Genomic DNA, 20,025 nt, shown 5'->3' with positions numbered 1-20,025 from the left:
GATGAGGTGATCTCTGAAAAGTGATGAGAGAAATATAATCGTATTTCCAAGACATAAGATAGGTCTAAAGAAATTTAAAAACTAAGAATTAAATTTGGTCACTATTTTCAACTTCTAAAATAGAATACTTATTAGGACCCAACACCACATCTATCGTGATCAACAATGAGCGATCAATTACTTCTTACCGGAAACTTAGAGGAATCGGCTCGAAAGGCCGCGCAGTGGTTACTCAACAGAAAGCCAGTTAAGACCCTAAGGGATTGGGGAATAGCATTCTCGCTGTGGCCTCCACACTTCACCACCAGTTGTTGTGGAACCGAATTTGGAGCGTTTGCAGCTGCGAGGTTCGACGCTGAAAGATTTGGAATGCTTCCCTTCGCTTCCTCCCGTCAATCCAATATCCTTACCATAGAGGGAACACTAACCAGAAAGATGGCCAGGGCAGCAAGGATAGTTTACGATCAAATGCCTGAGCCCAAGTACGTAATTGCGCTAGGTGCCTGTATATTGGAAGGAGGAATATTCTGGAACTCCTACAACACGGTCCTTCCCTCTGATGTAGGTATACCCGTTGATCTATACTTACCTGGATGTCCCACAAGGCCCGAGGCGATAGCTAGGGGCCTTCTAATGCTTCAAAAGAAGATTAGGACTCAAGGAGCTATAAGGACATAAACGTTGTTTACGTTAGTCCCCGTGGGGCCCGTTTTAATTACTGCCCCAATTCTCTCGAGTAACTCGTAGGAAGAGTGAGTTTCTAAGGCTTTCCTTATGTCCCTCTTGGGCACGTCCATTCCTCCCGAAACCACACATCCAGCGTATTCGCTGTTACCATCAATACCGTCAGTAGCTACGGCGTACAGCGTAACGTTGGTGACCTTCACCCACTCCAGGAAGGACAGGCAAACCTCACCGTTTCTTCCGCCCTTGCCTGCAGGACCCCTTACCGTAACCTCAGGTTCACCACCAAGAAGAATTGTGAATGGTCTCCTAAAGCTCAATTCCCTTGTGTTCACGATGGAGGCAAGTAGGCTTCCCAGGGACCTAGCCTCTCCCCTAACCTCACTGGAGAGGATTACCGCCCCTGGCATATCAGTGAGATCCTTGAGAACGTCGCTCACGCTCTGAATGAGAAACACCCAGGAGTTGCTTAGTTGCTTTGGCGTCTCTTCTAGGTACTGCACTAAATCTAGATTTAGCTGTTCCAAGATCTGCCTAGCCTCGTCCACCGTTGAGGGATCTTGAATTGTGGGTCCGCTCCCCACAACGGATAAATCGTTTCCGGGGACATCACTTACCACCAGGGTAACTACTTGAGATCTCGCCAAACTAGCTAGTCTGCCTCCCTTAACCCTGGAAAGATGCTTCCTGACAGTGTTAATCTCATCTATCCCTAGCCCTGAGGTCACCAGTTTCTTCATGGTCTCCACATAGAGTTGAGCAGGAGGTATTGGATCCTCCATCAATGATGAGGCTCCTCCTGACAGGAGAAATATAACTAGGTCGTAGTCCCACGTCATGAGGGCTTCCCTTACCAATCTTCCAGCCCTGAAGCTCTCATCGTCTGGATACGGATGAGACGAATGTATTATCTGGGCGTGGCCCTCAACCGTAAGATTGTCCCCCTTTGGTTTAACAACTATTGCCTCGTAGTTGCTTAGCTTCTCCAGGAAGAAGTTGGCCATCTTTACGGAGGCCTTCCCTACGGAAATAACAAGGGGTTTTGAAAACTGAAACCTTGAGTCTTCTACTACTAGTTCGTTATTTCTTACCTGAACTTTCCTCTCTAACGCCTGCCTCGGATCCGAGAGCCTTAGTATCCTGTCTACTACTTGGTCCACGGTACACCATGAGAATCCCCAAGGTTAAAAGGGATAGTCCCAACACAAGGACAGGGAGCCTGGTCCCGGTTACACTGACGATGAACGAATAAGAAAGCGCAACGACAGACGCCACAAAGGAAGATATTGTGGTAATCAATCCCCACGTTCTCCCCATCAGATTATTGGACACCCTAAGCCTGAGATCCGATCTGATTGAAATGGACTGAACAGAGCTCAGGATTCCCCTCAGAACTAGGAGGACATAAACTAAGTATAATGGGGAAAGACTAATCGCCACCAGGACCAACCCAAGTAGCAGGGAACCTGTCCTAGCCCACATTTCGATAGAGTTCTCCCTTATCCTCTCACCAGTTAGGATTGCCCCCATTCCGTTACCCAGCGTAGTGAGCAGGCTCACCAATGCAAGGGAAGGCTCCACAGAGGACACCACAAAAACTAAGCTATTCATCATTACTGGAATTACGTCCAGGAACGAGAAAACTAGGATCGGATAAATTATCAGGCTAACGGGAATCCTCCCCTTAGGTTCGTCTTTCCTGGCCTTTACCCTCACATTCCCTATAAAGAACACAGTGAACAGTCTCATGACTGACGCAATCGAGAGGAAAGCCGTGATGCCCAGAACTGGGTAGGATAGACTGACAAGTCCTCCCACAACGGAGGATATTGAGATCGTGAGTGAATTAAGTGAGGTACCCCCAAGAACTTGCCTTCTCTCCATCACTGACTGCACAAGACCCGCAGATAGTGGGCCGTTGAGCGACGTAAGCAAGTTGAAACCTACGTAAGAAAAGGGGGTCAGCTTCAAACTGAGAATGGGCAAGAGCATGAGCACAGCCTGGGACAACCTGGTTAGCATCAGGGCCTTCCTTCTGTCAAGCGAGTCGCTCAAGTACCCTGACGGAAGGCGAATTAAGGCCCCAACTAACATGGTCACTCCGACCACGAGAGAATAGAAGGAAGGGGACACAAGCAAAAGGATGTAGGCTGATATTACGTTGAACATTATTCCAGAGATGTGTGAAAGGGAGATTGAGGCCCAATAGAACCTGAAACTCCTGTTCTCACCTAGTATCTTGCCTAGCCTCAACCCTTCTTCAACTCCTTATAGAGCTGAGAAGCTACTCTCCTCCCCTCCCTGCTAAGGTCGTAATATATTCCCTTTGGCTTGGTTCCCATCTCCTTTGCTTTCACCTTCAACCACGGCTTCACCGAGGACGTGACTGACCTCTTCAGAGAACCCTGAAACCTTACCAGATAACCCAGTTTCTCAAGTTCCATGCACTCTTTCTCCAGCAAGTCTGGATCGTATTTGGGAGCCCATCCGCTCTCTCCCATCAGGCGTCTAGCCATATACCAAGGGTTGTCTGGTCCGAACTTGTAAATATGTGCCAGGATAAGCTTCTGAAGCTCACTGAGCTCCACGGACTATCACCTGCTCTGCAAGAGATCTGGGGACCTTATTTTCCTTGTTATTCGCCTGCACTTTAACTTCCCCATTAAGGTTATCCAGTACCACGATGTTCCTCCCTGGTAGAAGGCCTAGGGAGTCAGCCATTCTCAATATCCACTCTTTCTCCTTCACTATCATGAGCACGGTGTATTCTCCAGGTTTTGCCTCGCTAAGTGGAACGCCCTCCACTCGATCTTCCCTCCCAGGGATAGGGTGCCCGTGGGGACAGGTCTTGGGATGACCCACCACCTCATCTATTTTGTCAAGAACGTCCTCAGGCCATATGTGTTCTAGCCTATGTGCCAGTTCGTGCGCCCTAATCCAGTCCAGGCCCACTATATCCGTGAGGAGCCTCTCGGAGAGGCGGTGTGACCTTATTAACCTAATTGCGAGTCTCTTTCCGTCCTCGGTAAGCTTTATCCTCCTTGATTTCCTGTCTATGAAACCAAGGGACTCCAGCCTGTCCAATGCCTTACTAATTGTGCCAGGGGAAATCGAGAATGCGTCGATCAGGTCAACAACCTTAGCGTGACCCTTTGTTTCCTCTAGCTCATAGATCTCCTTTAGGTAATTTTCCAGTGGCTCCGATAATTCAGACATACGATCTATTTTTCACGCCTTAATTTTAGTCTTTATACTTTCGATAAGTCTCGTAACAGACTCTTCCTTTGCGAAGACCTCAATATGGGCATTAAACTTTCCCATAATTCCCTGGTCTTTGAGGTAGGCCTTCACGTTATTTATGACCTCGTCTACCGCAGAAGAAATATGATCGTGGAGGCCCGTCTTGGATACGCCATCAGGAACCTCCACGTTATCAACTTTCACAATAGCATAGAATTTCTTACTATCCCCCGTCAATGGGATCGCCAAAATAAATAGAGTAGTACGTTGGTAAAAAGATTAAGGTACGAAATTCGAATCAACAAAAATATTTAAGCGTGAGGACTAACAATTCTTTGATGTTCAAGGTAATTTTTAGAGTTACAAGCGAGAGAATGGATACTGCGGGACTAGCCGGAATAAAAAGGGCTGGATTCATCCCCTACATGTCCAAGAGAAACGGAAATGAAGAAATATACTCAGCGGTCTATAGAACGAACGACATGGAGGAGTTGAGGGAAGCGATTACGGAGGCTGCCTTTTTCTTGGAAAAGGCTGGAAGGAAGGGAGGACAAAACTTCGCCACCGTTTTCAAGGTTAACGACAGTTACCTGGGCAAGGGTATAGGCGGAGTTCTAGGTGCATCGCTGGGACTTAAACTAGGCGGAATTCCCGGTCTCTTTATTGGGGCGCTGGGAGGTCTCCTCCTAGGGGAGGTTTTTGACATAGAGTTAAATGAGACCTACGCAGGTGTATACACATGGCCAATGTCGATAGGACAGTAACCAAGAGAATAGTGAGCATCCTAATAGGTTCAATGATGTTTTTCTCCTCGGTTTACCTTGTGGATAAGGTGCCTTTCAACCTCTTTGAAATGATCGCGACCTTCAATCCATACATTCTCTATTATGTAGGTCTGATACTGGGCGCAGAGAGAATAATCTTTGGTATAACTAACAACAAGAGACTATATTACCTGCTCATGGGAGAGGGTGATCTAGCTGCCTACGTGGTGTTTAGCATGTTCTTCTTTGGCATATTCATGGGCTTATACATAGGGATATACGCGCTTTTCCTTCAAGGACTATTTGTAAAAATTGCTGAGGTCATCAATGGGATATCTTACGTGCTTTTCGCGATCGCACTATGGTCCTTGCCCTAAACTAGCTTTTTACACAATTTATGAGAGACCAAGGTCCCATCTGTCTAACGCTTGTTGTCTTGAGGTTAAACCTCTCTGAAATAGATATGTAATACGTTTCAGGCCTCAATTCTAGTTTCCACCATCTCGAGAGAACATTAGCTATCATCCCTCTCTTAGTGAGAACGCCCATGGAACATCTTCCGCCCCTTTTGAGGACTCTGGAGATCTCTGAAATTGGCTTCGATGGATCAGGAAACATGTGAACCACGAACATAGATGTAGCCCCATCAAAGGATTCGTCGGCAAAGGGGAGAGACATTGCATCACCTCTCACCGCAGTCACCCTAGATCTTTTCCGCTTGAGTATAGCTAGAAATCTCATGGAAATGTCAAGTCCGTAACACTGCTCACACTTTACGTAATCAAAGATCTTACCAGGACCTGTGCCCACGTCCAAAAATTCCCTTCCAGAGGAGTGGGAGGCCGCATCCTTAAGCACAGACGAGTAACTTGTTCTACCCGTTATCAAGAATCCTAGGGGAGCCCAGATATCCTCATATAGCGGTGCAACTTTCTCCAGAATATCGTTATTCTTGGGCTCCTCTTGAAGAAAGTCGTAAACGCCATTGATTAACCTATAAATGTGACCCTTGGGACATCTAAGATCATCTGACAACGGAAGTCTATCCAGTGGGCAAACAAAGGAAACCATGTTAAACCTTCATTGAGTACACATAAATATGCTTGATAAGATCCTTAAGTGTAACAATATATAAACTGTGATCCACGGAAAAGACCAGACTTCCAACTCCCTTTTGCATCATGAGCTCCACACCTTCCCTTAAACTAAGATTAGAGTCACCCTTAACCAGGTAGGGAACCATAACCTGCTTCACCTCTTCCTGTAAGGTCAGCTTATCAGAAAATCTGTAAACCACATCCCTTGCTGATATCATTCCCAATGGCTGATCCTCAACAACTGGCAGATGTCTGATGGAGTTCCTAACCATGATCTCAGCAGCAGTTGAGAGCCTTGTGAATCCCTCCACAGTGATAGCTCTCACCGCCAAGTCGAAAATTTTCTCCTCCTCGCCCCATTCGTAACCTCTGACCAAGTCCTTTTCTGTCACTATCTTACCATCAGTTATTACCGCGTCCACAGAGTTCTGCATCATGGCTCTAGCTATCTCAATGGCGTCCGGATTACTCACTTGAACTATCCTCTTCAACTTCACATTGCTCAGCTTGTCTTCAACCGATCTCTCCAGTATTTGCCTCATTGCCTCATCCACGGTGAATAATCCAACCATCTTGCCATCGCAGGTAACCACTATCCTTCTGATTCTATTAGTTTTCATGAAGAATATTGTGTCGAGAACAGTCGAAGAACAGTCCAATGAAATTATTTCTGAACCCTCAATCAAGAAGTTTTACCTCTTTGATCCCCCATTTTTTCATTAACTTATATAGCGTCATGTACACCATTTTATCTTTTTGTTTAGGAAATACCTCGACTGAGGCTTCGAGCTTACATTGAGACGCCTCCTCCACAATCTCCTTCACTACCCTATCAGCATCAGAGGGGTCGTTCACAACGATTTTTTTGCCCAAATCCCTATCAGCGAATCCCTCCACGAGTACAACGTCTGCCGGGATAAGATCCAAGTAATCTGGGGTTGAACACCTCCAGAGCAACGCACAGTCATTACTGTGTAGTATAGTCACATCTGATCCAGCATTCATGAAGCGTGCTGTATCCTTTCTACTGGGGTTTATCTCGTGATGGGTATGTTTCACTGTGGCCACAGTTAAGCCCCTTCGCTTCAGAGCCGAGACAGCCCTCTCAATTACCAGCGTTTTCCCACTATCCTTCCTTCCCACTATCTGAAAGATGCAATCCATATTAACTAGGAATATCGATGGATTATGAATGCTCATTCCAATCGACGAAGCCAGATCGATCATCGAGAAGATGCCTGTCCTACCTGCCAAGAAGGTGAGGCTAGATCCCATGTCCGCAGTGGGGAAGATCATCGCGGAGGACGTGTTTGCAGTTAAGGACACGCCGGATAGGGACGTTTCTGCAATGGACGGATTCGCGTTCAGGTTCAGTGATCTCGAGGAGTTGAAGGAACTTAGGATAGCTGGAAAACTTTTCCCTTCCACAAGGGAATTGCCCAAACTCGGAAGAGGAGAGGCCTACTATATCACCACGGGAGCCCCCTTGCCCCTTGGTGCAGATACTGTCGCGAGAGCCGAGATTACCAGGGTTGTGGGCGATACGATTACAGTGAATGGACCAATATTCAAGGGAAAGGACGTCCGCCAACGGGGAGAAGACGTGAGGGTGGGAGACCTTTTGATTCCGCGGGGAACTTACCTAACCCCCTACCATTTGCCTATCCTCCTGCAACAGGGTATAGGCGAGGTTGAAGTCTTGGATATTTCCTTCTGTATTTTCGGCAATGGTGACGAAATAGTTCCATGGGGATCTCAGGGAGAGGGAATACCTGACTCCATTGGGCCAACTTTTATGAAACTGCTCGAAAGGTTCGGGCAAACCCACTATCAAGGTATAGCTAGGGACAACCTTGATGATGTAAAAAAGACGCTGTCCAAATGTGTAGCGGGTTTCGACTTCGTCATATCAATAGGCGGATCCTCGGTTGGTGAGCGTGATTTCGTGAAAAGGGCCATCTCCGAGATGGGAAGACTACTCTTTGAAGGAGTCTCAACTAACGTCATAAAGAGGGGAGCCGTAGGGCTTATCTCGGGGAAACCTGTCCTAGTGTTACCTGGTCAGATAGTGTCAGCCATTACAACATTTCACGAGCATGGTCTCCACATACTTACAAGAATGACAGAGACAGAGCTAAGGGAATTTGTGAAGTGTAAGCTGGGGAGTGAGGTTAAGGTAGATCACAAGATGGATTCAACCTACCTAGTTAGGATTGACGGGGACAGGGCTTTCCCCCTCAGGTGGGGTGTGGGATTATACAGCGAGCTCGGAAGGGCTTCAGGCTTCACAATTCTAAAGAGAGGAGTAACGTACAAGGAGGGCGAGGAAGTAATTGTACAGAGATTCCTTTGACGCTGTAATTCTCGCTGGCGGGAATTCCATCAGGTTTGGTACTGACAAGTGTGAGTTTGAAATCGACGGAAAATCCATGTTGAAGAGGGTAGCCGAACTTTTCGAATTACCCATAATAGTCACGGACAAACCGAGGGACGTTAAGGGCAAAATTGTACAAGATAACTGGAAAGAGGGTCCCCTGAAGGCACTTAAACTTGCTCTGAAGCTGGTTTCCAAGGAGAAGGTTTTCGTGACTGGATGTGATTTTCCCTTCCTATCCAGAGGACTCGTGGAAATTCTCTGCTCGAAGCAGGAACATGTGGCTACCACTCTCACGTGCGGTAAAATTCAACCTCTACTATCATGCTATTCTCTTGACTACCTTAAGACCCATATTGATAATTTCAAATCTATGACTGATCTACTAATAAACTCCCCGTCCGTCTACATAGCAGGACTCAGGGAAATCACAATGATAGACCCGCATCTTAGGACTCTCCTCAACGTTAACAGAGTAAGTGATCTCTGGAAAACCCAAAGGGGCTTCTGGAACACTAGAATATGGAATAATACCACGAGATTATTTGTTCTATAGCTAAAGAACAAGGTGAGATGATGAAAACCTCCGTAAGATTTGATAATGCTCTAGCTAGAGAAAATTAAAGAGAATTTCATCAAATATGATGATAAATAGTAGAGACGAACATAGAAATCCCTATCTTGACTAAACATATATCAGAATAATCCTTTCGAGTTTACGTTAGTTTTTAGAATGGTGTATATGAATAATCTTTAAAATACTTTACAAGACACTATTAAATCAGATCCCTAATGGCAAAGGGAAAGGAGAAGAAGGGACAGACCCAAGGCCAGCCACAGCAGTCTGGCGAAAAGAAGAAATAATGACTTAAACCTACGCTTAATAAATTAAAAGTTAACTCTTTTTTGTGATGAAGCTTTGTTCCCTTTTTTCGGGCGGTAAGGATAGCACCTTTGCCCTGCACTGGGCAGTATTGAAGGGATTTAAAGTAGAGTGTCTCGTAACTATAATACCCAGGAGGAAGGACTCCTGGATGTTCCAATATAATAACGTGGAACTCACAAGATATCAAGCGGAAGTCTTGGGACTACCCCTTCTTTCGATTAACTCGTCGGGGGAGAAGGACGTGGAACTCACTGACCTTAGAAAGGTCTTGGAAATAGTGAAGTCGCAAGGAGCCACGGGGATAGTCACCGGTGCCTTATTGTCTGATTATCAAAGAATGAACATTAACATTTTATCAAGTGAACTGGGCCTGAAGGTGTATTCCCCCCTATGGAGAAAGGACCAAGAGAGGTACATGAGAGAGCTTGTGGAGTACGGATTCGAGTTCATTATCACGTCTGCCACAGCATATGGATTCCCCTTTGACCTCGTAGGAAAGGTAATCAATAGGGAAGATGTTGAAAGGATTCTGGAAAGGGCGAGAAAATTTGGTTTTAACCCTGCATTTGAAGGCGGTGAGGCTGAGACCTTTGTGGTTAACGCGCCATTGTTCAAAAGAAAATTAATTGTGGAAGGCAAGCCTGTTAAACTAGGCGAATTCGAGTGGGAGTATCAAATAGAACGTATACACTGAGGAATTGCGCCTTTGCCGTTGATTACAGTCACGTCGAGGGGCCAACGAACATAGTCGTCGAAGACGGTTACATTAAGCACGTTGGTAAGGAGGTTGAAGGGGACGAGCTGGAGTGCAGTGAGTACGTGGTAATGCCAGGTTTGGTGAACGCCCATACCCACTCAGCCATGACAGTCCTGAGGGGTGTGTTTGACGACGGGGAACTTCACGAGTGGTTAGCTCGAATGTGGGACGAAGAAAGGAAGTTAACCAGGGAGATTATGGCCGTAGGTTCAGAAATCGCAGTAATTGAGATGCTCTCCTCTGGGACAACGGCCTTCGTTGATATGTACTTCAACCCTGACCAGATAAGGGATATCTCCACTCAGTATGAGATTAGGGCAAGGGCAGGCCCAACTCTCATGAAAGACAAGAGTGTCGATGAAACCGTAAGGGAACTACGTGCACTGGGGGAAAGTGAGTTCTTTAGGCCCATCGTCAACGTACACAGCCTCTATGCCACGGACCTTCAGAAGCTTAGGGAGCTAAGAGATAACCTGAACCGAGAGTATCATCTCCACATTCATCTTTCAGAAACAAGGGAAGAGGTCTTTCAGATAAAGAGAAGATATGGGATGTTTCCGGTTGAGCTCATTCATAGGGAAGGTCTAACGGAACATGTACATGGCGTACATCTAGGCTGGGTAACCTCATGGGAACTCAATTATCTGAGAAGTTCCATTGCGGTCACTCATTGTCCAACGTCTAACATGAAGCTTGCCACCGGAGGGGCTTTTCCGATGAAGGAGGCGTTAACTCAAGGACTTAATGTAACCATTGGGACAGATGGTGCAGCGAGCAATAACTCCCTCAACATGTTTCAAGAGATGAAAATGGCAGTCTTGCTACAGAGACATAATTACTGGTCCACCACAATAACTGCAGTTGACGTGTTTAGGGCATCAACAGTTAACGGATATAAGATGCTGGGCATACGCGGAGGGGAGATCAGGCCCGGATACGTAGCTGATCTAGTCCTGCTAGGCAAGTATGAGCTTTATCCATTAACCAAGGAGCGACTTCTATCTCATCTAGTTTACAATCCACCAAAAGAAGTTGAGAAGGTTATAATCCAAGGAAAGATTGTTTATCAAAAGAATGACTTTAGGGATAGGTTGAAGAAACTTTTAGAGAAGTTAAGCCTTTACCTCTAAGGGCTTGAACTCCTGATTAACGAGCTCAGCCATCTTCTCGGAGCAATCTCTTATATCGCTCAACATTTTTCCCTTAAGATCATTGTACTCCTTAGCCTTGTAAAGATATCTAGGTCTTCCAGCCTTATTTCCTGGCTCCTTTATCCTCATTACCAGGTTCATTTCAAGCAACTTGTTAAGGCTTCTATTAATTGAAGCCTTGGATAGCTTTAGTTCCTTTTCTAGCTCCTCAGTACCTCTAGCTCCTCCCCTCATCAATCCCATCAGAACCTGGACGTCAGTCTCGGATAGACCATAACAAAAGGACAGTATATCTACTAAACCAGCATCTTTCCCTGAAGGTAGTTTTATTCTAGCTCCACTTATCTGACTTTGAGACATTATAACCACAAATAAAGAATGTAATCACGAGCTATATATATTTTTTCCTAACCACTTATGGATATCATTTGAACTACCCCTTAAGGAAAAAGCCTTATACAAAATCAGAGATAATAGGAGTAAATATAATTATGTGAATTCTTCCACTAGAGACCATATTCTCACTTAAAGACCTAGAACATTTAATTACACATTTAGAAAAGATTTATATACCTCTTTCAATAGATAGGTATCATAGTGATCTAAATGGAAGTTGAAGAGATAGTAAAGGTCAGCAGGAATTATCAAGTAACAATTCCTGCAAAGATTAGGCAGAAGTTTCAGATAAAGGAAGGAGATCTAGTTAAGGTAATTTACGACGAGAAGGAAAACGCTGTAAAGATTTCCATAATGGGCGAGCCCTGGAAGTAATTTTTAATCTTCAAAATTTTTAGTCTTTTTTAATGCTTCTCGATGCTCACGCTCACGTTGATGTAAGGGAATTTGATTCCGATAGGGATTTGGTTCTTTCAAGGTGTGATATCCTTGTTGTGAATGCAGGGGTAGACCTTGCAACCGACTTGGCAACACTTGAGTTGGCGAGACGGTATAGAAACGTTGTTCCCGCAGTAGGCTTTCACCCCGAATTTATTGAGAAGGTTGATCAAGAATTGGAACAGGTAAGGAAGCTGGTGGAGCTTGCCCCCATAATAAGTGAAGTGGGACTAGACTACTTTTGGATTAAGGATGAAGAGTTAAGGAAAAAGCAGAAACAGGTACTAGAGGTCTTCATGGAACTGGGGCAGGCCCAGGATAAACCCTTGATAATTCACTCCAGGGGTGGGTTAAGGGAGATCCTGGACTTGGTCTCCAGTTATAGGGTAAGGTTTGCCATTCACGGGTACGAGGGTAGCATGAGGGATGCATCTAGGATTGTGGAATTGGGCGGATTCCTCTCATTTCCACCCATCATTGTAAGAGATAAGGGAAGGAGAGAGATAGCTAGAGTTGTGCATGAGGATCACATTCTCACCGAGACGGACTCCCCTTTCATGGGGCCAGATAGGAGCAGAAATGAGCCTTGCAACGTGAGAATCACGGTCAACACGCTTGCGGAAATAAGGAAAATGGGGAAAGACGAACTTGAGGAAAAAATAATGAATAACTTTAGGAGATTACTAGGTCCTCACTTTTCCTCGCTGGGAGCGAATCTAACGAAGAGATAAAACGCTATGAATCCCAGGAACGCCATAGCCGTGAACAGGCCTGTGTAGGGCGCAGCAGCCGAGTGCAAGGTTATATCCACGAGCTCCCATACGAGGAGGAGTATGGCCAAGACGTAACCTATACCCAATAGTTTGAAGAAGCTAACCATTTAGCTCCCCTCCACAAGAATTGTTCCCCAGGCTCCCATCACGTAACCCTTGTCCTGTCCTATGAAATTGTTTGACATTCCCTGTGGGTTATACACATTGTAAACTGGCGTAACAATTCCGTACAAGTAGGCTGGGGCAGTGGCGTTGAAGGTGAAGGTAATTGGAGTGCCGTAGGTTATGGGCTTCTGAGCAACTGGGGTAATCGTGCCATTCCACCACACAGCGTAAATCCCCACAAGTACATTAGATACTGGGCTAGCAACTCCGTTGGATGAGTAATTATACAGGTAGTTATGATCGCTTGCTGGGGTGGTGAATATCAAGTTGAGGGTGACTTGATTATTAGCCTGCGCCACGAGAGTTGGCCCTGGAACAGAGCTGTTAAATAGACCATACTTGTCCGTAACTAAGGTAGTTGGTCCGCTGATCGAGATTATGGGTGGGTTGTAGGGATCTCCCACTAGCCCATTGGTCTGTGCCCTAGTGTCTTGAGCCTGGAGTTGTGAAATTGAGGAGGCAGTGAAGTAACCGCTGGTTGGAATTACCAATAACTCACCCTCCTGGTAGCTGAACCACGGTCCATTATACTCTCCGTTAAGGAAGACAAATGGCCCTGTAATATTTGGCACCTTTAGTGCGTCATAAGTTACCAGACCGGGAACTATTTGGTCATCCACTACCTGATCAGCGTAGTCTGGGAAGTAGAAGTTTCCCGTAACGTCAGCAGAGGTAATGGTTAGGTTTAGCCAATCACCTGGATGGGCTACAATGAGATTGTAAAGAACTGGGGATCCCATCTCCTGAGCGTTTACTGCTCCGCTTTCCTGAGTCTTGAAGACGTACTGTTCTGCCACTATCCTAGTATTGATTATATCCTGAGGCGGAACCTTACTAAGAGCTGAGAGAGTATTGGGAACTCCACCCACCGTGAAATCCTGGGGAAGTGTCCCAATTATCACAACAGCGAACAAAATGATTACGAATAACGCCCAAGCCAACTCATATTTCTCCTTTTTGTCCATTTTTATCACCTCAACTAAAAACACGCGAAATTAAAAAAACATGATCATAAACTTTTGGCTCCCTTTAATACGGGATAGGAGATCAGCACTATCCCTATGGACAGCAGGACTATCCAGACCCATGGCATTGCATTGTAAGTATTACCTGAGAAGGCCAGTGGGAACATACTAATCACTATCACAAGTGCACCCACTATTCCTAGAGTCCACAGGCCACTTAATCCTTTCTTTATCATGTTTTTACTGAATAAACTTGGGATATTAATATTTTCTCCATTCCACTCTAGTGCAGCTCCCACGGTACCAATGAGCTGACCAAGACCTACCCCCTCTAGGTTCATGTTCCTGCCCTTAACTAGGGTGAGGACCAGGTTCAGGAACCAAACTAGGGTAGCAAGCTCTGCTATCACTGCACCTACGGTGGAGATAACCTCTGCCGTAATTAGAGACGGAACTCTAGGATAGATCTCGGCCCTTCTCACCAGGCCCTCGAATCCCTGCAATTCATAGCCCACTATAAAGAGTACGGAACCGAACACGTAACCAATCCAATGAACCCACGCCATCTTGGACGAGAACCACTGCTTCCCGGTCATCATGGGTATCATGAAGTAAAGCACTGCCATCGCTGCTGGAACTATGGAGAGCAGTATCATTGCATGGAAGTGAGACACTACCCAGTCGGTGTTGTGAACTATTGCGTCGAAGGCTATGGTTGCGTTAGATATACCAGTAACTCCTGCTGCTATGGCCCCAGTGAAGGATGTCACAGTGAAAGCAGTTATCACGTTGAACTTGACTTGTGCGCCCTTTACCGTAGCCCATAGATTGAAGAAGGTCAACATTGAGGGGACCACAACTGCATACGTAAGAACTTCCTGGAGTATCTTAATGGAGACTGGAAGGTTAACCATGTATAGGTGATGAATGGGAACATTGTTGGAAAATATTAAGTAGAGCAGAGCAGAAATTCTACCCATTCTATCGCTGTAAAGCGGTTTGTTAGCTAGTGTTGGAATGAGAAGATAAAGTGCTCCAACTGCAGGCATCCACGCCATATACACGACAGCATGCCCAAAGATCCAGAAGGCTATCTGGTTCGCGATTGCGTTGAGGGGTACTAGGTTATAGAACGCTAGTATGTCCCACACGTTAGCGGCGGTTACTCCTGAGTAGCCTATCATGAAAAGCAAGGTATTCATCAGGAAAAACACAAGAGGAACAGGTAGCTTCTCCTTAAGTTGCTTGGACGCTATATAATAGTGATAGACAATCCATATTCCCGCTAGATAGGTAAAGGCGTCCAGAAGAAGCCAACCGTAAAAGAACAGGGGAGATACCACATAATTGGAGTAGTTGGGAATTCCCATGGGAGATATGTAGTACCAGTCGGTAGCGCTGAAGTAGTTGTCATTAAAAGTGGGAGCGACGACTATCGGCCCCTCCATAAACATCATGGAGATGTTAATCAGGATGAAGGAAATGTTAAGCAACCATTTAGCCCTAGGTTGCAGGTTAAGAAGCTTAATTGTGAAATAAATGAAAATGGCGTATATCACCTGCTGAGCGAACCCGAAGAGGTCCCTTTCAGCATGCAACGTGATACTGGCGAAGTACTCCTGCGGAGTGAACACTAGGGTTCCGCTCAGTCCCCACATGGTCTCTTGTATCCTTACCATAAGGGAGTCTATCACTCCCAATAAACCCCAAATCACTCCCATGACTAGCATTGCCATGACAATCCTAGTAGTCCAATCCTTGTCCAATTGGAACAACGAAACAACAAACTCCTTTAGTCCCATATCAATTCACAATGATAGTTAGGCTATGCTCAATTCTTATCCTTATTTTTAGTAGAACAGTCGGTATTGATTTTAACATAGTTTATCTCAGAATTATCTATTAATTAAATTTAGTCAATAGAGTTAAGCGGACCTCTGGGATGAACTCCGTTTACTTAGAAATTCTACTTCGATCCCGTCACTAAGGTACGCTATTTACTGTATATTTAATTGGACTGAAAGCGTGCGACAATCTCGTGTGTTCTATGATTGTATCATGATTATGTATCGTATTCAAGTTTAGGTCCAAGACCAGTAAGGTTAAACCATTCACCTTGAGGAAGATCTGAGAACGGAGCCTAAAACGGGATCACGACTTTGGTAACAGGTATGGAGTTGGAGCGTTTTAGGTTACGGCAAAATCGCTAAAGCAATTTTGTCTTAAATATCTCTGGAAATACTAGTAGCGAATTAGCAAAATCTAGTGATGATTTATCGTCACTATGATTCTAATGAAGATGTAATTGTTTGGCGAGGTTTTGGCTGTAAATCACGATCTTAATGTGAAAAGACGTCGTGAAAGTTTTTTAATCGTGTTTTCTTCTTAGATATTGCCGGGATCGCCTAGCCTGGTTAGGGCGGCGGCCTGCTAATTGGTGTGGGCAGCCGTTGGGGGAAACCCCGCGTGGGTTCAAATCCCACTCCCGGCGCCTTAACATTAACACGTAACAATAATATACTACGGGTCACTCTCTACATGGGTGTAGTTTCATCCCGGTAGACAAGTCCACACTCCTGAAAAGGGCATTAGAGGTAGTAAATACAGGAAATGAACAGGGCCTTATATTGAGGTTAATAGGAGGCGCGGCAGTGGCTGCCATAGCACCAGAGGGTGCAAAACTTTTCCCAAGAACTTACAAGGATGCTGACTACTTTGGCCTCTCTTCACAAAGGAAAGCCATTATTGAACTTCTTCAGAAACTGGGGATGGAACCAGATAAGAGATTTAATGCACTTCATGGATATAATCGCCTTCTGTTCTTCGACCCTGTTCTTAACACGAATGTGGACGTTTTCTTGGATGAGTTCGTGATGTGCCACAAGCTAATTTTGAAGGACAGGCTTAAACTCTACTCCCCTTCTATACCACCCTCAGACCTTCTTCTGACCAAGATGCAGATCATTAATCTAACCGAGAATGATAGAAAGGATATAGCTGCACTTCTTTATGACTTTAAGATCTCGGATAGGGACTACGATAAGGAGTTGGATTCAAGGTACATTGCGAACCTTCTCTCCGATGATTGGGGTTTCTACAAGACCTTCACTATCAACTTTGATAGAATGAGAGAATTCCTTTCCTCAGTTCCCACAGAGGGAAAGGTAATCCTTGAAAAGTTAGAGACCTTGATGAAGCTAATAGAGTCCCACCCAAAGTCCATGAAATGGAAACTCAGGGCAAAAGTGGGTGAAAAGGTAAAGTGGTATGAGGAACCTGAGGAAGTTAAGGCTTCTGGGGGAACCTAAACTCATTACACCTCCCGTTAAGTTGAGGTAGATATCTAAGGCAGAATAATTATTTGATTCCAGAAATATTATCTAGAACTTTCCGCGTTACAACACGTAAGAGGCATGCGGGGGGCGGGATTTGAACCCGCGCAGGACTACTCCAGTAGGGCCTAAGCCTACCCCCTTTGGCCTAGCTCGGGCACCCCCGCACAACATTTACTTAAAACGCACACTTTAAAAAACTAGTCTCTTATGGTCTCAAGAATCGAAACAACATTCCAAATGGAAATCCTAGTCTGAGAAGGCATGTTTGGATCCTGGCTTATCTCATCAAGTATGGCAGTCGCGTTAGCCGCCCTTACTGCTGGGCTCAATGACGGATCCTGAAGGTTTCTTATGGCGTCACTGGCTGCCCTCCTAATATTTCTTGGAACACTGGTGTCATTAACAACCTTCTGAAGCAGAACTATTGCTTGCTTGATCTTGGCCTCATTGTCATAAAGGGTTGCCAACATTTTCACCCGATATACTTTTTATGTTACCAAATTTAGGTTTATGCTGAATTTAATGTCTTCGGAACAGAGCGTAAAGAAAGCAGCAGAGCTCCTCAGGCAAGGGGCTACCATGTTAAGCGAGGCTTGCCCCGTGTGCAATAGCCCTTTGTACAGATTAAAGAGTGGGGAGATAGTGTGCCCTATTCACGGTAGGGTAATAATAGCGAAGGATGAAGAAGAGGAGAAGAAGCTAAAACGTGGAATTACGCTCGACTACATGGAACAGGTTCTAGTTGACTCTATGTCTATTATTGTGGAAAAGCTGAAGTCTGATCCCATGAACTCCGAGGTGATTGTCCAGGTAATTAGGTACCTTGACTCCCTCGAGAGGTTGAAGAGGATAAGAGACCTTGGACAAGCTCAAGAGAAATAGAGGTCAGTTTCTCCAAGGGGAGAGTTCCATCCAGGATCTTGAAATTATATCTCCTTGCAAGAGATAGGTAGTTTTCCCTTACCTGATGCAGGGATTTTCTCTTCTCCTCGAAATCAAGGGAATCACGTTTATTCCTGAGCCTCTCCAGTGCTACGTTGACCGGCACGTCTAGAAGTATCGTAAGATTGGGTAGAGGAAAGATTGAACTAAGTGACTCAAGCCAGGCCCGATCAACCCCCACCCCCTGATAGGCTAGCGTGGAGAAGAAGTATCTATCACTTATGATGAGATCCACGTTTTGAGATTCCATCCACTTAACATGGATTCTTCTATCTGCAGAGAAAAGCAGGGCTAGGAGTACCTGATCCTTCCATTGATACTTCTCAAGGAGTTGTTTAATATCATCAGTAAAGGGCTCCTGGGTGAGCAAGACCTTGAACCTGGGAGAAAGGGATTCAGCGAGTCTTTTAGCTAAGGTAGTCTTCCCAGATGCGTCGATGCCCTCAATGACCACAAGGTTCATTAAAGACTGTTTGCTTCCTCGGGTTATTAAGGGAGGAGTCTCAATAGGTCCGTCTAGAACAATCTACGTTCCGTCCACTCCGCGTCTACCGACACAAAGCCCAAAACGAAATCGTCAAAGCTGGACACAGGCGTTTTAATGGAAGGTCCTTCCTCCATCTTCATGAGGCCCGCACCAACTATCTTACCTCCGGAGATAATCCCAACCATCAGGCCGTTAAGATGATCGTGAAGGTAACAGGAGCTTCCTGTCAACCCTATCCTCCTGCCGAAACTGCTAACATTTACTTCCTTAGCCCACGCAAAATATCTCTCGTAAAGTGATCTCCTGTTGGCACGTCTATCAGTCCTTGTCTTCTTTCGCCTAATTTGAACTGGCTTGAGTAGGAAGGTCCTCTGTCTGTAATTCCTCGGCATAAGCCTTAGCGCATCTACGCCTAAAGCTACGACGTAATCAGGGTCCAAGAGCTCGATTAGTTTTCTCTTGTGCCACACCCCTGAAGACCTAGTCCAGCCGTCGGTATCCACGACAATGTTCCTAGTGTCCTTGACTAGCCTAAGGGAGAGCTCGAGGTGAAGGTTAGGATCTCGAGACGGGGAAATGTCCCCAAAGAACTCAGCCCTAGTGAAGGATAGCGGATTATGAAACCAGAGCTTACTTCCTTGCGTCATGGACATGAATGTTGGAAGAAAGAGACTGGACTGACCCAGATCCAGGTCAGCGTAAGCAAAGTCCTTTGCCATATTGTAGAGAGTCCTAGAAAAATAGCTCTTGCCAGAATCCAAGTCCCCAATCACGATAACCCTTCCGCCTGTCAGGGATATGAGCTCTGCAACTTCTTCCCATCCCGTTGTTGGCAACGTGGCGAGTGACTCGCAATCGGACTCTATCTCCGCCCCCTTTCTGCTGTATACTGTAAACGTGGTATCTGGAATAAGGTAAAGATCTTGGCTTAGCCCCATTATCCTGATCTCTCCACCAGTTACCCTAAGCTCACACGGACCCCTCATGATCACGTACTGGTTAGGGTAAACCCTCATGTAGTGGACCTGATTGCAATGACGTAGGCAGCCCTTAGGTCTTTATCCTTTATCGAGACATATGGTGTCCTGTAGTTGGTTTTGGACTCATTCACCTTCTTAGCGTGGGGAAAGAATTTTTTGAGGTATTCATAAGCTTTCCTTCCTCCGCCGTTGCCCACTCCAACACCTATGTAAACTCTCCTGTGCGGATACCTCTCGATAACTCTTGTGATATAGCCTGGGGTCTCCTCAAGTTCTAACTCCTCTGACTCCAAAAGTTGCCCGTCTGCTACCACAGCGAGGGTTAGCCTATCTTGATTAGTATCGATGCCAATGAGTAGTTCGTCAAATCTCTCCTTGTTTAACAGCCTTAAGTAAATGGAAACTGCAGTCTCTGAAGGATCTGCCGTTCTAGATATAGGGATATCGCCCTCTCCGGAATCTGATACCACGAGGCTACCGGAATCGTAGGACACATCCACCCCAAAACTCCTTAGCCTTCTGTACAGGGTGGTGAAAAGCTTAGGATCCTCAAGCTTGAGGACTACCTTTTTATCTTTCACAAATATAACA

The 20,025-nt window shown here is 45.5% G+C and carries 27 protein-coding genes and 2 tRNA genes; 12 read left to right on the top strand and 17 right to left on the bottom strand.

Annotated elements, in window-relative coordinates; genetic code table 11:
* Nucleotides 1-165: 165 nt before the first annotated feature.
* Nucleotides 166-678: an NADH-quinone oxidoreductase subunit B gene (locus ACI49J_RS01340; protein ID WP_012021939.1), complete on the top strand. Its 513-nt coding sequence runs from the start codon at nt 166-168 to the stop codon at nt 676-678.
* Here ACI49J_RS01340 and ACI49J_RS01335 read toward each other — a convergent pair.
* Genes ACI49J_RS01335 through ACI49J_RS01315 form a run of 5 tightly spaced genes read right to left on the bottom strand, consistent with a single transcriptional unit; the run spans nt 657 to nt 4,173 of the window.
* Nucleotides 657-1,844, bottom strand: coding sequence for a glycerate 2-kinase (locus ACI49J_RS01335; RefSeq protein WP_240253789.1), 1,188 nt, complete (start codon nt 1,842-1,844; stop codon nt 657-659). The two genes, ACI49J_RS01340 and ACI49J_RS01335, sit on opposite strands and share 22 nt — an antisense overlap.
* Nucleotides 1,765-2,937 (bottom strand): MFS transporter, encoded by a 1,173-nt coding sequence (locus ACI49J_RS01330; protein ID WP_240253788.1) that lies wholly within the window; start codon nt 2,935-2,937, stop codon nt 1,765-1,767. Before ACI49J_RS01330 ends, ACI49J_RS01335 begins: the two co-directional genes overlap by 80 nt.
* The gene (locus tag ACI49J_RS01325; protein WP_240253783.1) at nt 2,934-3,272 is read right to left on the bottom strand and encodes a hypothetical protein; all 339 of its coding nucleotides are present in this window, start codon (nt 3,270-3,272) and stop codon (nt 2,934-2,936) included. Before ACI49J_RS01325 ends, ACI49J_RS01330 begins: the two co-directional genes overlap by 4 nt.
* Nucleotides 3,259-3,900 carry a metal-dependent transcriptional regulator gene (locus ACI49J_RS01320; RefSeq protein ID WP_240253782.1) on the bottom strand — a complete coding sequence of 214 codons (642 nt, stop codon included), beginning with the start codon at nt 3,898-3,900 and terminating at the stop codon, nt 3,259-3,261. The genes ACI49J_RS01325 and ACI49J_RS01320 overlap by 14 nt, the downstream gene beginning before the upstream one ends.
* 12 nt (nt 3,901-3,912) lie before the next feature.
* Nucleotides 3,913-4,173, bottom strand: a complete 261-nt coding sequence (locus ACI49J_RS01315) for a hypothetical protein (protein WP_012021944.1) — start codon at nt 4,171-4,173, stop codon at nt 3,913-3,915.
* Between the two features lie 89 nt (nt 4,174-4,262).
* Here ACI49J_RS01315 and ACI49J_RS01310 point away from each other — a divergent pair, with 89 nt between their 5' ends.
* A complete protein-coding gene (locus ACI49J_RS01310) occupies nt 4,263-4,688 on the top strand; it encodes a hypothetical protein (RefSeq protein ID WP_240253781.1) in 426 nt (141 codons plus the stop codon).
* Nucleotides 4,664-5,065 carry a hypothetical protein gene (locus ACI49J_RS01305; protein ID WP_240253779.1) on the top strand — a complete coding sequence of 134 codons (402 nt, stop codon included), beginning with the start codon at nt 4,664-4,666 and terminating at the stop codon, nt 5,063-5,065. Before ACI49J_RS01310 ends, ACI49J_RS01305 begins: the two co-directional genes overlap by 25 nt.
* A gap of 1 nt (nt 5,066) precedes the next feature.
* Here ACI49J_RS01305 and ACI49J_RS01300 read toward each other — a convergent pair whose 3' ends face one another.
* From ACI49J_RS01300 to mobB, 3 genes are read right to left on the bottom strand one after another with little or no spacing between them, the layout of a single operon-like run.
* Nucleotides 5,067-5,759 (bottom strand): class I SAM-dependent methyltransferase, encoded by a 693-nt coding sequence (locus ACI49J_RS01300; RefSeq protein ID WP_240253777.1) that lies wholly within the window; start codon nt 5,757-5,759, stop codon nt 5,067-5,069.
* A 1-nt stretch (nt 5,760) separates the two neighbouring features.
* Nucleotides 5,761-6,444, bottom strand: a complete 684-nt coding sequence (locus tag ACI49J_RS01295; protein WP_240253776.1) for a CBS domain-containing protein — start codon at nt 6,442-6,444, stop codon at nt 5,761-5,763.
* 19 nt (nt 6,445-6,463) lie between these two features.
* Nucleotides 6,464-6,949: a molybdopterin-guanine dinucleotide biosynthesis protein B gene (gene mobB / locus ACI49J_RS01290; RefSeq protein ID WP_240253768.1), complete on the bottom strand. Its 486-nt coding sequence runs from the start codon at nt 6,947-6,949 to the stop codon at nt 6,464-6,466.
* A gap of 28 nt (nt 6,950-6,977) precedes the next feature.
* On the opposite strand from mobB, the gene ACI49J_RS01285 reads away from it, so the two are divergent.
* The 4 genes from ACI49J_RS01285 to ACI49J_RS01270 all read left to right on the top strand — a co-directional run bounded on the left by ACI49J_RS01285 (nt 6,978) and on the right by ACI49J_RS01270 (nt 10,932).
* On the top strand, nt 6,978-8,138 hold the full coding sequence (locus ACI49J_RS01285; RefSeq protein ID WP_240253766.1) for a molybdopterin molybdotransferase MoeA: 1,161 nt from the start codon (nt 6,978-6,980) through the stop codon (nt 8,136-8,138).
* Nucleotides 8,119-8,715, top strand: coding sequence for a molybdenum cofactor guanylyltransferase (locus ACI49J_RS01280; protein ID WP_240253765.1), 597 nt, complete (start codon nt 8,119-8,121; stop codon nt 8,713-8,715). Before ACI49J_RS01285 ends, ACI49J_RS01280 begins: the two co-directional genes overlap by 20 nt.
* Nucleotides 8,716-9,070: 355 nt before the next feature.
* On the top strand, nt 9,071-9,739 hold the full coding sequence (locus tag ACI49J_RS01275; protein WP_240253762.1) for a diphthine--ammonia ligase: 669 nt from the start codon (nt 9,071-9,073) through the stop codon (nt 9,737-9,739).
* Nucleotides 9,709-10,932: an amidohydrolase gene (locus tag ACI49J_RS01270; protein WP_240253759.1), complete on the top strand. Its 1,224-nt coding sequence runs from the start codon at nt 9,709-9,711 to the stop codon at nt 10,930-10,932. The genes ACI49J_RS01275 and ACI49J_RS01270 overlap by 31 nt, the downstream gene beginning before the upstream one ends.
* On the opposite strand, the gene lrs14 is transcribed toward ACI49J_RS01270, so the two are convergent.
* Nucleotides 10,915-11,313, bottom strand: a complete 399-nt coding sequence (lrs14, locus tag ACI49J_RS01265; protein ID WP_012021954.1) for an HTH-type transcriptional regulator Lrs14 — start codon at nt 11,311-11,313, stop codon at nt 10,915-10,917. The two genes, ACI49J_RS01270 and lrs14, sit on opposite strands and share 18 nt — an antisense overlap.
* A gap of 246 nt (nt 11,314-11,559) precedes the next feature.
* On the opposite strand from lrs14, the gene ACI49J_RS01260 reads away from it, so the two are divergent.
* Together ACI49J_RS01260 and ACI49J_RS01255 are read left to right on the top strand one after the other, a co-directional pair.
* The gene (locus ACI49J_RS01260; RefSeq protein WP_012021955.1) at nt 11,560-11,724 is read left to right on the top strand and encodes an AbrB/MazE/SpoVT family DNA-binding domain-containing protein; all 165 of its coding nucleotides are present in this window, start codon (nt 11,560-11,562) and stop codon (nt 11,722-11,724) included.
* Between the two features lie 32 nt (nt 11,725-11,756).
* Nucleotides 11,757-12,518, top strand: coding sequence for a TatD family hydrolase (locus ACI49J_RS01255; RefSeq protein WP_240253757.1), 762 nt, complete (start codon nt 11,757-11,759; stop codon nt 12,516-12,518).
* On the opposite strand, the gene ACI49J_RS01250 is transcribed toward ACI49J_RS01255, so the two are convergent.
* Genes ACI49J_RS01250 through ACI49J_RS01240 form a run of 3 tightly spaced genes read right to left on the bottom strand, consistent with a single transcriptional unit; the run spans nt 12,479 to nt 15,492 of the window.
* Entirely contained in the window at nt 12,479-12,667 is a 189-nt protein-coding gene (locus ACI49J_RS01250) for a hypothetical protein (protein ID WP_012021957.1), read from the bottom strand. The two genes, ACI49J_RS01255 and ACI49J_RS01250, sit on opposite strands and share 40 nt — an antisense overlap.
* Nucleotides 12,668-13,690 carry an oxidase gene (locus tag ACI49J_RS01245; protein WP_240253755.1) on the bottom strand — a complete coding sequence of 341 codons (1,023 nt, stop codon included), beginning with the start codon at nt 13,688-13,690 and terminating at the stop codon, nt 12,668-12,670.
* Between the two features lie 44 nt (nt 13,691-13,734).
* Nucleotides 13,735-15,492 (bottom strand): cbb3-type cytochrome c oxidase subunit I, encoded by a 1,758-nt coding sequence (locus ACI49J_RS01240; RefSeq protein ID WP_240253753.1) that lies wholly within the window; start codon nt 15,490-15,492, stop codon nt 13,735-13,737.
* Between the two features lie 592 nt (nt 15,493-16,084).
* Here ACI49J_RS01240 and ACI49J_RS01235 point away from each other — a divergent pair.
* Nucleotides 16,085-16,181 (top strand) — tRNA-Ser (locus ACI49J_RS01235).
* Nucleotides 16,182-16,242: 61 nt separating this feature from the next.
* Nucleotides 16,243-16,998, top strand: a complete 756-nt coding sequence (locus tag ACI49J_RS01230; protein WP_240253883.1) for a hypothetical protein — start codon at nt 16,243-16,245, stop codon at nt 16,996-16,998.
* A 106-nt stretch (nt 16,999-17,104) separates the two neighbouring features.
* On the opposite strand, the gene ACI49J_RS01225 is transcribed toward ACI49J_RS01230, so the two are convergent.
* Together ACI49J_RS01225 and ACI49J_RS01220 are read right to left on the bottom strand one after the other, a co-directional pair.
* Nucleotides 17,105-17,189, bottom strand: a tRNA-Leu gene (locus ACI49J_RS01225).
* Between the two features lie 33 nt (nt 17,190-17,222).
* Nucleotides 17,223-17,492 (bottom strand): UPF0147 family protein, encoded by a 270-nt coding sequence (locus ACI49J_RS01220; protein ID WP_012021961.1) that lies wholly within the window; start codon nt 17,490-17,492, stop codon nt 17,223-17,225.
* Nucleotides 17,493-17,547: 55 nt separating this feature from the next.
* On the opposite strand from ACI49J_RS01220, the gene ACI49J_RS01215 reads away from it, so the two are divergent.
* Entirely contained in the window at nt 17,548-17,907 is a 360-nt protein-coding gene (locus ACI49J_RS01215) for an Sjogren's syndrome/scleroderma autoantigen 1 family protein (RefSeq protein WP_012021962.1), read from the top strand.
* Here the strand turns inward: ACI49J_RS01215 and tmk are convergent.
* The 3 genes from tmk to ACI49J_RS01200 are packed head-to-tail and all read right to left on the bottom strand — an operon-like array spanning nt 17,840 to nt 20,015.
* A complete protein-coding gene (gene tmk / locus ACI49J_RS01210) occupies nt 17,840-18,430 on the bottom strand; it encodes a dTMP kinase (RefSeq protein ID WP_240253747.1) in 591 nt (196 codons plus the stop codon). The genes ACI49J_RS01215 and tmk overlap by 68 nt on opposite strands.
* A 53-nt stretch (nt 18,431-18,483) precedes the next feature.
* On the bottom strand, nt 18,484-19,470 hold the full coding sequence (locus tag ACI49J_RS01205) for a Clp1/GlmU family protein (RefSeq protein WP_240253746.1): 987 nt from the start codon (nt 19,468-19,470) through the stop codon (nt 18,484-18,486).
* Entirely contained in the window at nt 19,467-20,015 is a 549-nt protein-coding gene (locus ACI49J_RS01200; protein WP_240253745.1) for a hypothetical protein, read from the bottom strand. The genes ACI49J_RS01205 and ACI49J_RS01200 overlap by 4 nt, the downstream gene beginning before the upstream one ends.
* Nucleotides 20,016-20,025 lie beyond the last annotated feature (10 nt).

It is taken from the genome of Metallosphaera sp. D4-4, from assembly GCF_046245145.1.
Taxonomy (GTDB): Archaea; Thermoproteota; Thermoprotei_A; order Sulfolobales; family Sulfolobaceae; genus Metallosphaera; species Metallosphaera sedula.
This window is presented reverse-complemented; position numbering and strand designations above follow the sequence as displayed.

What these genes read in the sequence shown, in the direction of transcription:
- ACI49J_RS01340 (WP_012021939.1), top strand. Translation starts at nt 166, where the DNA reads ATGAGCGATCAATTACTTCTTACCGGAAACTTAGAGGAATCGGCTCGA.
- ACI49J_RS01320 (WP_240253782.1), bottom strand. Translation starts at nt 3,900, where the DNA reads ATGTCTGAATTATCGGAGCCACTGGAAAATTACCTAAAGGAGATCTAT.
- ACI49J_RS01310 (WP_240253781.1), top strand. Translation starts at nt 4,263, where the DNA reads ATGTTCAAGGTAATTTTTAGAGTTACAAGCGAGAGAATGGATACTGCG.
- ACI49J_RS01305 (WP_240253779.1), top strand. Translation starts at nt 4,664, where the DNA reads ATGGCCAATGTCGATAGGACAGTAACCAAGAGAATAGTGAGCATCCTA.
- ACI49J_RS01300 (WP_240253777.1), bottom strand. Translation starts at nt 5,759, where the DNA reads ATGGTTTCCTTTGTTTGCCCACTGGATAGACTTCCGTTGTCAGATGAT.
- mobB (WP_240253768.1), bottom strand. Translation starts at nt 6,949, where the DNA reads ATGGATTGCATCTTTCAGATAGTGGGAAGGAAGGATAGTGGGAAAACG.
- ACI49J_RS01285 (WP_240253766.1), top strand. Translation starts at nt 6,978, where the DNA reads ATGCTCATTCCAATCGACGAAGCCAGATCGATCATCGAGAAGATGCCT.
- ACI49J_RS01275 (WP_240253762.1), top strand. Translation starts at nt 9,071, where the DNA reads ATGAAGCTTTGTTCCCTTTTTTCGGGCGGTAAGGATAGCACCTTTGCC.
- lrs14 (WP_012021954.1), bottom strand. Translation starts at nt 11,313, where the DNA reads ATGTCTCAAAGTCAGATAAGTGGAGCTAGAATAAAACTACCTTCAGGG.
- ACI49J_RS01260 (WP_012021955.1), top strand. Translation starts at nt 11,560, where the DNA reads ATGGAAGTTGAAGAGATAGTAAAGGTCAGCAGGAATTATCAAGTAACA.
- ACI49J_RS01255 (WP_240253757.1), top strand. Translation starts at nt 11,757, where the DNA reads ATGCTTCTCGATGCTCACGCTCACGTTGATGTAAGGGAATTTGATTCC.
- ACI49J_RS01250 (WP_012021957.1), bottom strand. Translation starts at nt 12,667, where the DNA reads ATGGTTAGCTTCTTCAAACTATTGGGTATAGGTTACGTCTTGGCCATA.
- ACI49J_RS01245 (WP_240253755.1), bottom strand. Translation starts at nt 13,690, where the DNA reads ATGGACAAAAAGGAGAAATATGAGTTGGCTTGGGCGTTATTCGTAATC.
- ACI49J_RS01240 (WP_240253753.1), bottom strand. Translation starts at nt 15,492, where the DNA reads ATGGGACTAAAGGAGTTTGTTGTTTCGTTGTTCCAATTGGACAAGGAT.
- ACI49J_RS01215 (WP_012021962.1), top strand. Translation starts at nt 17,548, where the DNA reads ATGTCTTCGGAACAGAGCGTAAAGAAAGCAGCAGAGCTCCTCAGGCAA.
- tmk (WP_240253747.1), bottom strand. Translation starts at nt 18,430, where the DNA reads ATGAACCTTGTGGTCATTGAGGGCATCGACGCATCTGGGAAGACTACC.
- ACI49J_RS01205 (WP_240253746.1), bottom strand. Translation starts at nt 19,470, where the DNA reads ATGAGGGTTTACCCTAACCAGTACGTGATCATGAGGGGTCCGTGTGAG.